The sequence below is a fragment of the Actinomadura parmotrematis genome, assembly GCF_019458805.1.
In the GTDB taxonomy this organism is placed as follows: Bacteria; Actinomycetota; Actinomycetes; order Streptosporangiales; family Streptosporangiaceae; genus Spirillospora; species Spirillospora parmotrematis.
In genome coordinates this window covers 282,317-295,161 of record NZ_JAIBOA010000005.1, presented here as the reverse complement: position 1 = coordinate 295,161, position 12,845 = coordinate 282,317, and the positions used below count along the sequence as shown (strand labels likewise).

9 protein-coding genes are annotated in these 12,845 nt (G+C 77.6%); 5 read left to right on the top strand and 4 right to left on the bottom strand.

Annotated elements, in window-relative coordinates:
• Positions 1-50: 50 nt before the first annotated feature.
• The gene (locus K1Y72_RS10635) at positions 51-938 is read left to right on the top strand and encodes a hydroxymethylglutaryl-CoA lyase (protein ID WP_308286996.1); all 888 of its coding nucleotides are present in this window, start codon (positions 51-53) and stop codon (positions 936-938) included.
• A gap of 9 nt (positions 939-947) precedes the next feature.
• Here the strand turns inward: K1Y72_RS10635 and K1Y72_RS10630 are convergent, their stop codons facing one another.
• Together K1Y72_RS10630 and K1Y72_RS10625 are read right to left on the bottom strand one after the other, a co-directional pair.
• Positions 948-1,601 (bottom strand): ABC transporter ATP-binding protein, encoded by a 654-nt coding sequence (locus K1Y72_RS10630; protein ID WP_220165603.1) that lies wholly within the window; start codon positions 1,599-1,601, stop codon positions 948-950.
• A complete protein-coding gene (locus K1Y72_RS10625; RefSeq protein WP_220165602.1) occupies positions 1,598-2,665 on the bottom strand; it encodes an FtsX-like permease family protein in 1,068 nt (355 codons plus the stop codon). The genes K1Y72_RS10630 and K1Y72_RS10625 overlap by 4 nt, the downstream gene beginning before the upstream one ends.
• A 112-nt stretch (positions 2,666-2,777) precedes the next feature.
• On the opposite strand from K1Y72_RS10625, the gene K1Y72_RS10620 reads away from it, so the two are divergent.
• Complete coding sequence (locus K1Y72_RS10620) at positions 2,778-3,362, top strand: TetR/AcrR family transcriptional regulator (protein ID WP_220165601.1); 585 nt, start codon at positions 2,778-2,780, stop codon at positions 3,360-3,362.
• 33 nt (positions 3,363-3,395) lie between these two features.
• Here the strand turns inward: K1Y72_RS10620 and K1Y72_RS10615 are convergent, their stop codons facing one another.
• Positions 3,396-3,812: a tellurite resistance TerB family protein gene (locus tag K1Y72_RS10615; RefSeq protein ID WP_258572206.1), complete on the bottom strand. Its 417-nt coding sequence runs from the start codon at positions 3,810-3,812 to the stop codon at positions 3,396-3,398.
• A gap of 70 nt (positions 3,813-3,882) precedes the next feature.
• Positions 3,883-5,067, bottom strand: coding sequence for an MFS transporter (locus K1Y72_RS10610; RefSeq protein WP_220165599.1), 1,185 nt, complete (start codon positions 5,065-5,067; stop codon positions 3,883-3,885).
• 75 nt (positions 5,068-5,142) lie between these two features.
• On the opposite strand from K1Y72_RS10610, the gene K1Y72_RS10605 reads away from it, so the two are divergent.
• From K1Y72_RS10605 to K1Y72_RS37105, 3 genes are all read left to right on the top strand, one after another.
• A complete protein-coding gene (locus K1Y72_RS10605) occupies positions 5,143-6,171 on the top strand; it encodes an ROK family transcriptional regulator (protein ID WP_220165598.1) in 1,029 nt (342 codons plus the stop codon).
• Between the two features lie 450 nt (positions 6,172-6,621).
• Positions 6,622-12,405 carry a type I polyketide synthase gene (locus tag K1Y72_RS10600; protein ID WP_220165597.1) on the top strand — a complete coding sequence of 1,928 codons (5,784 nt, stop codon included), beginning with the start codon at positions 6,622-6,624 and terminating at the stop codon, positions 12,403-12,405.
• Positions 12,402-12,836, top strand: a complete 435-nt coding sequence (locus tag K1Y72_RS37105; RefSeq protein WP_220165596.1) for an acyl-CoA thioesterase — start codon at positions 12,402-12,404, stop codon at positions 12,834-12,836. Before K1Y72_RS10600 ends, K1Y72_RS37105 begins: the two co-directional genes overlap by 4 nt.
• Positions 12,837-12,845 lie beyond the last annotated feature (9 nt).

Genomic DNA, 12,845 nt, shown 5'->3' with positions numbered 1-12,845 from the left:
GCGATCGACGCAAGACCGGGCGAGAAGGCGGCGATGCATTGCATACAACCGTGCGGACAACCGTGATCGAGGTCGGCCCCCGCGACGGCCTGCAGAACGAGGACCGCGCCCTGCCGGTGGACGAGCGGATCGAGCTGATCGCCCGGAGCGTGGACGCCGGGCTCACCCGTATCGAGGCGGTCAGCTTCGTGCATCCGAAGCGGGTGCCGCAGATGGCGGGCGCCGAGGAGGTCATGGCCGGCGTGCCGCGCCGCGCCGGCGTCTCCTACATCGGCCTCGTGCTGAACCGGCGCGGCCTGGAACGCGCCCTCGCGGCCGGGGTGGACGAGGTCAACGCCGTCGTGGTCGCCAGCGACACCTTCTGCATGCGCAACCAGGGGGTGACGACGGCGCGGGCCATGGACGCCTTCGACGCCGTCGCCGCGGAGGCGAGGGACGCCGGCGTCCGCTGCTCGGTCACCATCGCGGCGTCGTTCGGCTGCCCCTTCGAGGGCGAGACGCCCCCTGAGCGCGTCGCCGAGATCGCCCGCCGCGCGCACGCCGCCGGCGCCGACGAGATCGCGCTCGCCGACACCATCGGCGTCGGCGTCCCCGCGCAGGTCCGCGACCTGACGCGGCGGGCGCGCGCGGCGGCCCCCGGCACGCCGCTGCGCTTCCACTTCCACAACACCCGCAACACCGGGTACGCCAACGCCCTCGCCGCGGTCGACGAGGGCGTCACGGCGCTGGACGCGAGCACCGGCGGGTTCGGCGGCTGCCCCTTCGCGCCCGCCGCCACCGGCAACATCGCCACCGAGGACCTGCTGTACGCGCTGCACCGCTCGGGCGTCACGACCGGCGCCGACATGGACGCGGTCGCCGCGACGGGCGCCTGGCTCGGCGAGCGCCTCGGCAAGCCCGCGCCCGCCCTGCTCGGCCGCGCCGGCGGGTTCGGCTGAGCGGCCCGGTCAGGCCGCCAGGGCGACCACGCGCCCGGCCGCTTCGGTGACGGCCGGGTCGTGGGTGGCGACGACGGCGGTGCAGCCCCGCCGCCCGGCGCAGTCCGCGAGCAGCGCGGCGAGCTCCCCGGCCTGCGCGCGGTCCACCGCCGCGGTCGGCTCGTCGACGAGCAGCAGCGACGGTTCCAGCACCAGCGCGCGGGCGAGCGCGACGCGCTGGCGCTCGCCGCCCGACAGCTGCTCGGGCCGGTGCCCGCGCCGGTGCGCGAGCCCGACGGCGTCCAGCGCCGCGGCCGCCCGGTCCCGGTAGCGGGCGGGGCGGCGCCGGGCCACGTGCGCCATCGTCAGGACCTGGTCGAGCGCGGTGAGGCCCGGCAGCAGGTTGCCCGACTGGAACAGGTACCCGATCCGCTCGCGCCGCACCCGCGCGCGCCGCGCGTCGCCGAGCGGCGCGACGTCCTCGCCGTCCAGCAGGACGCGCCCGGCGTCCGGCCGCAGCAGCGCGCCCGCGACGGCGAGCAGGGTCGACTTGCCCGACCCCGACGGGCCGGTCAGCGCGGTGAGGACGCCCGGCGCGAACTCCAGGTCCAGGCCGTCGAGGACGGTCGTGCGGGCCGCGCCGCGCCCGTAGGCGACGGTGACCCCTTCGAGGCGGAGGCTCATCGGGCGGCTCCCAGCATGGTGAGCGGGTCGGGGGAGGCGACGCGGCGCAGCGTCAGGGCGGCGCCCGCGAGCCCGGCCGCCGACACCGCCGCGACCGTGCCGAGCAGGGACGCCGCGGGCAGGCTGAACGGGACGGCCGCGCCGAGCGCGAGCCCGGCCCCGGCGGCCAGCGCGCCGCCCGCCAGGGACGCGGCGACGACGACGAGCGCGGCCTGTGCGAGGGTGTGCCCGAGCAGCGTCCGGCGGGCCGCGCCGAGGGCGCGCAGCAGCGCCAGCTCGGGCGTGCGCTGCACCGTCCAGACGGCGAAGAACGCGCCCACGACCAGCGGGGCGATCAGGTACAGGAAGACCAGGATCGAGTTCATGGTGAGGCGCTCGCCGGTGTAGCCGGGGGCGGCGGCGAACGCGGCGTCGCGCGTCTCGGTCCGCGTGCCGAGCCGGCGGTCGGCGGCGGCGAGGTCGGCCCCGGCGCGGGCGCGCAGCGCCACGGCGCTCACCTCGCCGGGCCGCGCGGCCGGGTGGACGCGCCGCCACGTCGCGAGGGACATGTAGGCGGCGGGCACGTGCCCGTAGGCCGACCGCCCGGTCACCCCGACGACGGGCAGCCGGACGCCGGTCCGGTCCACCGCGAGGGTGTCGCCGGGCCGCACGCCCGCGTCGGCGATCTTCCGGGAGACGACCACGCCGCCGGCGGTGAGCCCGGCGGGGGCGGCGAAGGAACCGGGCTCGACGCCGAAGGCGGCGAGGTCGACCGGGACGCCGCGGCCGGTCGTGCCGCGGGCGATGGCGACGCCGACCGGGGTCGCCTCCACGCCGGGGACCGCCTGCCAGCCGCGCACGGCGGCCGGATCCAGCGCGCTGCGCGCGAAGGCGTCGGTGCCGGTGCCGGCGGCGAAGGCGATGTGGGTGGCGGGCAGCCGGCGGAGCGCGGAGACGGTGTCGTCGCCGAGGCCGTTGGTGAAGCCCGAGACGATGCCGACCAGGGCCGCGATCAGCGCGACCACGGCCCCCATCAGCAGGAAGCGGGCGCGCGCGGCGCGCAGCTCGCGCAGGACGAGGAACATCAGGGAGGACCCCCGGGGACGAGGTTGGGGACGGCGTGTCGCCAAACTCTATCCCTTGGGGACGAGGCGTCGCCAAGTGGGGGCGGGCGGGGCCGCGCCCTAGACTGGGCGGGTGCCGAAGATCCAGGCGGCGACGGTCGCCGACCACCGCGCGCTCCAGCGCCGCGCCCTGGTGGACGCGGCGCGCGAGCTGCTGGAGGAGACCGGCGACGGGGCCGCGGTGACGTTCGCGACGGTGGCGCGGCGCACCGGGCTCGCGCGCAACAGCGTCTACAAGTACTTCGCCGACCGCCGCGAGCTGCTCGCCGCCGTCGTCGCCGACGCCGTCCCGCGCTGGCTGGAGGCGATCGGCGCGGCGATGGCCGCGGCGGACGCGCCGGAGGAGAAGGTCGCCGCCTACGTGCGCGCGCAGCTCGACGTCGTCCGGGCGGGCGGGCACCGCGTCGCGCAGGCGCTCGCGGGCGACGCGGACGCGGCGGCGCTGAAGGGCGGCGCCGCCGACGCCCACCGCGCCCTGCTCGCCCCCGTGGAGGAGGCCCTCGCCGCGCTCGGCGAGCCCGACCCGCGGCGCGCGGCGCGCCTGCTCCAGGGCGTCGTCAACGCCGCCGTCACGGCGGTGGAGGCGGGCGACGACCCGGACGCGGTGACCGGCCTCGCCGTCCGCGCCGCCCTGTCGGGCTTCGGCCCCCGCGCCTGACCGGCGGCGCCGGAGACCGCGCGGCGGGCCGCGCTAGAGGTCGAACTCGGCGGGGGAGAGGCCGGCGGCCAGGCACACCTCGCGCACCACGGCCTTCTCCGAGGCGTCGAAGTTCCCGTCGGCGCCGCCGATGATGATGCCGATCTGCACCACCGCGCGCGCCTCGGTCGGCTTCTTGGCGACCTTGCCGATGTCCTGGAGCAGGCCGACCTTGCCGAAGTCGAAGTCGGCGGCCAGCTTGTCCAGGCCCGCGTCGAAGCGGCGCTGCAGATCGGCGGCGTCGAAATTCCGCAGCACCTCGTTGGAGGTGATCAGCGCCGCGGTGCGCCGCCGCTCGGACGGGTCCACCGAGCCGTCGGCGGCGGCGACCAGCGCGCACACCGCCATGCTGGCGTCCCGGAACGCGCCGCTCTTCAGCTCGTTCTTCTTGGCGAGCAGCTGCGTCTGCATCGTCTGGGTCGATGCGCGGAACCTGTCCCACAGGGCCATCGGAAGCCGTCCCCCTCGTCGCCGCGGTCCACTACTTCTGTAGTAGATCCACGTCCCGGTGAACGACGGGGCCGCCGCCGGAAGTTCCCGCCGCCGCGGGCGGGCGGAGGACGCTGGCGAGCAGCGCCATCGCCGCGGCGAGCGCGGTGACCACGGCGAACGCCGCCGGGTAGGAGGCCGCGCCCGCGATCCAGCCGGTGACGGCCGGGGCGAGCAGCCCCGACAGGTAGGTGATGGTCGCGACGCCCGCGACGCCCTCCTCGGGGTGGGCGCCGCGGCTCCCGGCCGCCGCGAACACCAGCGGCACGATCACCGCGATGCCGGTGCCGACGAGCGCGAAGCCCGCCATGCACACCGCCGGGGCGCGCCCGGCGACCACGAGGACGCCGCCCGCCACGGCGACCGCGCCGCCGCAGCGCACCACCCCGACCGGCCCGAACCGCTGGATCAGGCCGTCGCCGAGCAGCCGGGCGCCCGCCATGCACACCATGAACAGCACGAACCCCGCCGCCGCGAGGCCGGGACCCGCGCCGGTGACCCGGGTGAGATAGACCGCCGTCCAGTCCGCGCTCGCGCCCTCGGCGAACGTCCCGCAGAAGCCGACCAGCCCGATGAGGGCGATGGCCCGCGTCGGCAGCGCGAACCGGCGCGGCGGGGCGGCGGCCGTGTCGCTCTCGCTACGCAGGAGGCCGCGCCCGGCGCAGGCGCCGACGGCGAACAGCAGCGCCGCCATCCCGCCGAGGTGCAGCCGCGCGTCGACCCCGGCGTGCGCGGCGACCACGCCGATGGCGCCGCCCGCCAGGCTGCCGACGCACCACATGCCGTGCAGGCCCGACATCAGGGGCCGGCCGAGGTGCCGCTCCAGCACCACGACCTGCCCGTTCATCACCACGTCCGACATGCCGGCGGCGGCGCCGAACAGCAGGAACGCCGCGAACAGCCAGCCGGGCGCGGGCGCGAGGGCGGGCAGCGCGAGCGCCGCGCACCAGAAGGCGAGCAGCAGCCGCGTCGTGCGCGCGCCGCCGACGCGGTGGGCGATCCGCCCGGCGGTCGGCATGGCGGCGAAGGCGCCGACCGAGGGGGACAGCAGGGCGAGGCCGAGCAGGCCGGGGCCGATCCCGAGGTGCTCCTGGATCCAGGGGACGCGGGTGGCCAGGCTGCCCGACACCGCGCCGTGGACGGCGAACACCAGGACGAGGGAGGTGCGGTGGGTCATGGTCCTCGAAATTAACAGGCAGGCTCCCTGATGGAAAGGGGATATCCGGCAGGGACCCTGTCTAAAATCGGGCGGGTGAAGACCGCCACGCCGACGCTCGCCCGCGCCATCAACGACCGGCTCGCGCTGGACCTGCTGGTGGAGCGCGGCCCGCTCACCGCCTCGCAGCTGCGCGCGCTCACCGGGCTGTCGCGGCCGACGACCGCCGACCTCCTCGAGCGGCTGCTCGCCGCGGGCCTCATCGAGGTCGCCGGCGAGGCGGGCGCCGAGCGGCGCGGCCCGAACGCCCGCCTGTACGGGATCGCCGCCACCCGCGCGCACGTCGCCGGCGTGGACGTGCGCCGCGACCGGCTGACCGCCGTCGTCGCCGACATCGCCGGCGCCACCGTCGGCACCGCCGAGCGCGCGCTGCCCGCCGCCGACCTCGCCGGGGCGCTCGCCGGCGCCGTCACCGAGGCGGCGGGCGGCCGCGCCCTGCACGCGGTGATGCTCGGCGCGCCCGGCCTGGTGCACCCCGAGACCGGGCGCGCCGACGAGAACGACGTGCCGGGCTGGCGCCCCGGCCTGCCCGGCGAGGTGGGGGAGCGGCTCGGCGTGCCGGTCGCGCTGGCCAACGAGGTGAACCTCGCCGCCGTCGCCGAGCACCGGCTCGGCGCCGCGCGCGGCCGCGACGACTTCGCGCTGATCTGGGTGGACGACGGCGTCGGCGCCGCGATCGTGCTGGACGGCCGGGTGCGCCGCGGCGCCTCCGGCGGCGCCGGCGAGATCGGCTTCCTCACGGCCGGCGGGCGGGGCGTCTGCGACGTCCTCGCCGGCCCCGGCGCCCCGCCCCGGGACAGCGCCGCGTTCGCCGAGCGCGTCGCGACCGCGGCCTTCCCGATCGTCGCCGTCATCGACCCGGGCCTCATCGTCCTCGGGGGCGCCCTCGGCGGCTGCGACGGCGGCACGGACGGCGCCGCGCTCGCCGCCGCCGTCCAGGCCCGCCTCGCCGAGCTCACGCCCGCGCCCACCGAGGTCGTCCCGAGCCGGGTGCACGCCGGCGCGGTCCTGCGCGGCGCCGTCCTCACCGCCCTGGACCGCGCCCGGGACGAGATCTTCGGCTGACAATTATGAGAATGGCGCGGCTACCGTTCGCATACGCGAGTGGACGCTCGGCCGACAACGGCTGCGAGCGGTTCGGAAAAGGCCACGCAATGTGCCCGTGAAACCGGTCTTTCGGGCATGATCGGGGATGCCGGGACGGTTAGGCCCCGCTACCGGCCACTCGCTGCGCGCGGGTTCCTGCCGGTCACCAAACGCCCAATATGTTGCCGCGCGCGCTGTGAAGATGCTGCTTGACGCCGTGCGGGCGCGAAACCTACAGTCCAGTAACTTGAAACGATCTTGGAGCGGCCACGGCGCCCCCGCCGGTGACGGCCGTTCCGCAAAGGGCCGGGAACGATCCGTCGCCCCCTTTGCCGACCCCTGTTCACGGCGCCTCTCCGGCATGCCCTGAAACGGTCGTCCACGGGGCCGGACGGCGCGTTCGCCGCGCCCTTTCGAGGGAGGTCAGAAGTGAGTTCGAGTTCGCGCATCGCGATCGTCGGAATGGCGTGCCGATTCCCCGACGCCGCCGATCCCGCGCAGCTGTGGGACAACGTCCTGGCCGGGCGCCGCTCGTTCCGGCGCATCCCGTCCACGCGCGTGCGGCTGGAGGACTACTACAACGCCGACCGCTCGTCCCCGGACCACATCTACATCACCGAGGCCGCGCTGCTCCGCGACTGGGAGTTCGACCGGGTCCGCTACAAGGTCGCCGGGTCGACCTTCCGCAACGCCGACCTCACCCACTGGCTCGCCCTCGACGTGGCCGCCGAGGCCCTCGCCGACGCCGGCCTGCCCGAGGGGCGCGGCGCCCCCGGCGAGACCACCGGCGTCGTCGTCGGCAACTCGCTGACCGGCGAGGGCATCCGCGCCGCCCAGATGCGGCTGCGCTGGCCCTACGTGCGGCGCGTCGTCGCCGCCGCGCTGGACGGCGAGATCGAGACGGGCCGCCTCGCCGAGCTGCTCGCCGGGCTGGAGCGCGCCTACAAGGCCCCCTTCCCCGTCCCCGACGGCGACTCGCTGGCGGGCGGCCTGTCCAACACCATCGCCGGGCGCATCTGCAACCACTTCGACTTCAACGGCGGCGGCTACGTCGTGGACGGCGCCTGCGCCTCCTCGCTGCTGTCGGTCATCACCGCCTGCAACGCGCTGCTGGCCGGCGACATGGACCTGGCCGTCGCGGGCGGCGTGGACATCAGCGTGGACGCCACCGAGCTGATCGGCTTCTCCCGCGCCGGCGCCCTCGCCATCGACGAGATGCGCGTCTACGACCAGCGCTCGGCCGGGTTCTGGCCGGGCGAGGGCTGCGGCATGGTCGTCCTCATGCGCGAGGACGACGCGGTCGCGCGCGGCCACCGCGTGCACGGCCTCATCGACGGGTGGGGGGTGTCCTCCGACGGCGCGGGCGGCATCACCCGCCCCGAGACCGACGGCCAGCGCCTCGCCCTGGACCGCGCCTACCGCCGCGCCGGCTACGGAGTCGAGGAGGTCGGCTACTTCGAGGGCCACGGCACCGGCACCGCCGTCGGCGACGCCGCCGAGCTGGAGACCCTGATCGAGGCGCGCCGCGCCGCCGGCGCCACCGGCACCCCCGCCGCCGTCGGGTCCATCAAGGCCAACATCGGGCACACCAAGGCCGCCGCGGGCGTCGCCGGGCTCATCAAGGGCGTCATGGCGGTGAACGCCGGCGTGCTGCCGCCGACGACCGGCTGCGAGCGCCCGCACCCGCTGCTCGGCGAGGGCGAGCCCGCCCTCCGCGTCCTCCGCAAGGGCGCCGCCTGGCCCGAGGACGCGCCGCTGCGCGCCGGGATCAGCGCCATGGGCTTCGGCGGCATCAACACCCACCTGGTCGTGGCGGCCCCCCGCGCCGGCCGCCGCGCCCGCCTCGACCACCGCACCCGCTCGATCATGAACTCGCCGCAGGACACCGAGCTGTTCCTGCTGGACGCCGACGGCCCCGCCGCGCTCGCCGAGCGCGCCACCGCCCTCGCCGCCGTCGCCGAGACCGCCGCCCGCTCCGAGCTGCCCGACCTCGCCGCCCACCTGGCCGGCGCCCTCGCCCGCCGCCCGTGGCGCGCCGCCGTCGTCGCGGCCGCCCCGGCCGCCCTCGCCGCCTCCCTCCGCCGCGTCGCCGAGCTGGCCGGCGACGGAGCCGAACGCCACCTGGACGCCGCCGCCGGGGTGTTCCTCGGCGGCCCCGCCGGGCCGCCGCGCATCGTGTACCTGTTCCCCGGCCAGGGCTCGGGCACCCGCTCCGACGGCGGCGCGCTGCGCCGCCGCTTCGAGACCGTCGAGGAGCTGTACGAGCTCGCCGCGCTGCCCGAGGACGGCGACCAGGTCGAGACCGCCGTCGCCCAGCCGCGCATCGCCACCGCCTCGGCCGCCGGCCTCCGGCTGCTCACCGCGCTCGGCGTGCGTGCGCGGGCGGCCGTCGGCCACAGCCTCGGCGAGCTCACCGCGCTGCACTGGGCGGGCGCCCTCGACGAGGCCGCGCTGCTCCGCCTCGCCGCCGCCCGCGGCGCCACCATGAGCGCCCTCGCCGAGGGCGACGGCGCCATGGCGGGCCTCGCCGCGGACGCCGCCGCCGTCGCGGCGCTGCTGGACCCCGCCGACCCCGGCGTGGTGATCGCCGGGCACAACGGGCCGCGCCAGACCGTGGTGTCGGGACCCGCCGACGGCCTCCTGCGCGTCCTCGGCCGCGCCGCGCGCGCCGGCGTCCAGGCCGTCCGCCTGCCGGTCTCGCACGCCTTCCACTCCCCGCAGGTCGCCCCCGCCGCCGAGGCGTTCGGCGCGCACCTGGCGGGCGAGGACCTCGCCCCGGCCCGCGGCCGCGTCCACTCGACCGTCACCGGCGCGCCCGTCGGCCCCGGCGACGACCTGCGCGCCCTGCTGCGCGAGCAGATCACCGCGCCGGTGCTGTTCGCCGGCGCGCTCGCGGACGCCGCCGAGGGCGCCGACCTGCTGATCGAGGTCGGCCCCGGCCAGGTCCTCACCCAGCTCGCCCGCGAGATCACCGACGTCCCCGCGGTCGCCGCCCGCACCGACGACGACTCCCTGGCCGGGCCGCTGAACGCGGTCGGCGCCGCCTTCGCCGTCGGCGCCGCGCTCCGCGCCGGCGACCTGTTCGCCGACCGGTTCGTCCGGCCCTTCGACCCCGACGCCGAGCCCGCGTTCATCGAGAACTTCTGCGAGATGGTCCCCGACGTGGACGCCGCGCTCCTCGCCGACGCCGACGCCCGCGCCGCCCGCGCCGGCACCGGCCCGGCCGCGCCCGCCGAGAACGACGCCGGCATCGACGACCCGCTGCTGCTCCTGCGCACCCTGGTCGCCCGCCGCGCCGAGTTCCCCCTGGACGCCGTCCAGGCCGACAGCAAGTTCCTCGACGACCTGCACCTGTCGTCGATCGTGGTGTCCGAGCTCGTCGGCGACGCGATGCGCACCCTCGGCCTCGCCGAGCCCGCCGCCCCGACCGGCTACGCCACCGCCACCCTCGGGCAGGTCGCCGAGACCCTCACCGAGCTGGCCGCCACCGGCACCGCCGGCGCCGAGGACGCCGCGACCGCCGCCGCCCGCATCGTCCCGCCCGGCGCCGGCCCCTGGGTGCGGGCGTTCGCGCTGGACCGCCGGGAGGCGCCCGCGCCCGCCCGCACCGCGCCCCGCGCCGAGGGCGCCTGGCGCGTCGTCGGCGACCACCCGGCCGGCCCGGCGATCCGCGAGGCCCTCCGCGACGCCCGGCTCGGCACCGGCGTCCTCGTCCTGCTGCCCGCCGGCGCCGACCGCCTCGCGCTGCTGCGCGAGGGCGCCGCGGCCGTCCTCGCCGGCGACGACGTCACCCGCTGCGTGATCGTGCAGGACGGGCCCGGCGGCGCCGGGTTCGCCAAGACCCTGCACCTGGAGGCGCCCTGGGTCGCCACCACCGTCGTCACCGCCGCCCTGGACGGCCCCGCCACGCCCGCCGCCGTCTCCGTCGAGGCCGCCGCGACCGTCCGGTTCCGCGAGACCGTCCACGACGGCGCCCGCCGCGAGCCCGTCCTCGCCCCCGTCGACCTCGCCGGCACCGACCTGCCCCTCGGCGGCGGCGACGTCCTGCTCGTCACCGGCGGCGGCAAGGGCATCACCGCCGAGTGCGCCCTGGAGCTGGCCCGCGAGAGCGGCGCCCGGCTCGCCCTGCTCGGCCGGTCGGCGCCCGAGGAGGACGCCGAGCTCGCCGCCAACCTGGAGCGCATGGACGCCGCCGGCGTCACCGCCCGCTACCTGCGCGCCGACGTCACCGACGCCGGCGCGGTCGCCGCCGCGGTCGCCGCCGCCGAGGCGGAGCTCGGTCCCGTCACCGCCGTCCTGCACGGCGCCGGCGGCAACGTCCCCAAGCTGCTCACCGAGCTCACCGACGACGACTACGCCCGCACCATCGGCCCCAAGGTCGCCGGCCTGGAGGCCGTCCTCGCCGCCGTCGACACCGCGCGGCTGCGGCTGCTCGTCACCTTCGGGTCGATGACCGGCCGGGCGGGCCTGCGCGGCGAGGCCCACTACGCCGTCGCCAACGAATGGCAGAGCGACCTCGCCGAGCGGCTCGCCGCCGAGCTGCCGCACTGCCGCGTCCGCGCCGTCGAGTGGTCGCTCTGGTCGGGCGTCGGCATGGGCGAGCGGCTCGGCTCGGTGGAGAACCTCGCCCGCGCCGGCGTCACCACCATCACCCCCGACCAGGGCGTCGCGATGCTGCGCGACCTGGCCGCCGACCCCGCCGCGCCCGTCGTGTCGGTCGTCACCGGCCGCTTCGGCGAGATGCCGACGGTCTCCTTCGGCGCCGGCGAGCTCCCCCTGCTGCGCTTCCTGGACCGGCCCCGTGTCAGCTACCCCGGCGTCGAGCTCGTCGCCGACGCCGAGGTGAGCTGGGACGACGACCCCTACCTCGCCGAGCACGTGTTCGGCGGCGGCACCGAGGCCGTCCTGCCCGGCACCGTCGGCATGGAGATCATGGCGCAGGCCGGCAGCGCCCTGCTCGGCCTGGACGCCCCGCCGGTCCTGTCCGGCGTGGAGTTCCTGCGCGCCATCGCGGTCGCCGCCGACACCCCCGTCACCGTCCGCGTCGCCGTGCTGCGCACCGCCCCCGGCGTCGCCTCCGCCGTCGTGCGGTGCAGCACCACCGGCTTCCAGATCGACCACTTCCGCGCCGTCTGCGAGGCCCCGCCCGCAGCGCCGAAGGCGCGCGGCGTCGCCGTCCCCGGCAACGCCGCCCTGCCGCCCCTCGACCTGGACCCGGCCACCGAGCTGTACGGGCCGATGCTCTTCCACGGCCCCCGGTTCCGGCTCATGGGCGACATCCGCCGCGCCGACGCCACCCACGTCACCGCGCGCCTGCTGCCCGCCACCGGCGTCCCCTGGTTCGGCCGCTACCTGCCCGGCACGCTGCTGCTCGGCGACCCCGCCGCCCGCGACTCCTACATGCAGCCGCTCGCGCTCTGCGCGCCGACCGTCCTCGCCATCCCCGCCGGCGTCGACCGCCTCGTGCCCGGCGCCGCGGCCGGCGCCGCCGCCGCGTTCGTGCACGCCCGCTACCGCGTCGCCGAGGAGTGCTGGGACCTGGAGGTCACCGACGAGGACGGCGAGCTCATCGAGACCTGGGAGGGCTTCCGCACCCGCCTGGTCGAGAAGTTCGCGCTGCCAGCCGCCTGGGTGCCCGGCCTGCTCGGCCCCTACGTCGAGCACGCCCTCGCCGCCTTCGGCCTCGCCGGCTCCGCCGTCGTCGACACCGACCCCGCCGGCGCGTCCCGCCGCGACGCCGCCGACCTCGCCGCCCGCCGCCTGCTCGGCCCGGACGTGCGGCTCGCCCACCGCCCCGACGGCAAGCCCGAGACCGGCGACGGTCGCCCGCTGTCCATCGCGCACTGCGCCGGCGTCACCCTCGCCACCGGCACCCCCGGCTGCGACCTGGAGCGGGTCGCCGCCCGCGACCGCGACGCCTGGCACGGCCTGCTCGGCGCCGACGGCCTCGCCCTCGCCGACGCCTTGGCGGCCGAGGCGGGCGAGGACCTCGACACCGCCGCGACCCGCGTCTGGACGGCGGCCGAGTCGGCCGTCAAGGCCGGCCTGCCCGCCGGGACGCCGTTCGCCCTGGACGCCCTGCACGAGGACGGCTGGATCGTCCTCGCCGCGGGCGACCACCGCGTGGCGACCCTGGCGGCGGGCCTTCGCGGCGTCGCCGGGCCCGTCGTCCTCGGCGTCCTCACCGCACGCACGGGCGGGGCCGCCGCGTGAAGGGCTACGAGTACCGGCACGTCGTCGGCATCGAGGACACCGACCTGCTCGGCAACGTCAACTACGTCAACTACGTGCGCTGGCAGGGCCGCGCCCGCGAGATGTGCATGCGCGAGTACGCCTCCGACGTCGCCGCCGGGTTCGCCGACGGCGTGCGGCTGCTGACGGTGAGCTGCCGGTGCGAGTACCTGCGCGAGCTCACCCTGTTCGACGAGGTCGTGGTGCGGATGGGCCTCGGCGAGGTCGGCCGGACCCAGCTGGTGATGACCTTCGAGTACTGGCGGGTGCTGCCCGAGGGCGAGGAGCTCGTCGCCACCGGCGAGCAGCGCGTCGCCTGCGTCCGCCCCGACGCGGCGGGCCACCAGGCCCCCGCCCCGATCCCCGCCGCGATGCGCGCCCTCATGGACGCCGTCACGGCGGGCCGCCGCTAGAGAGGACGA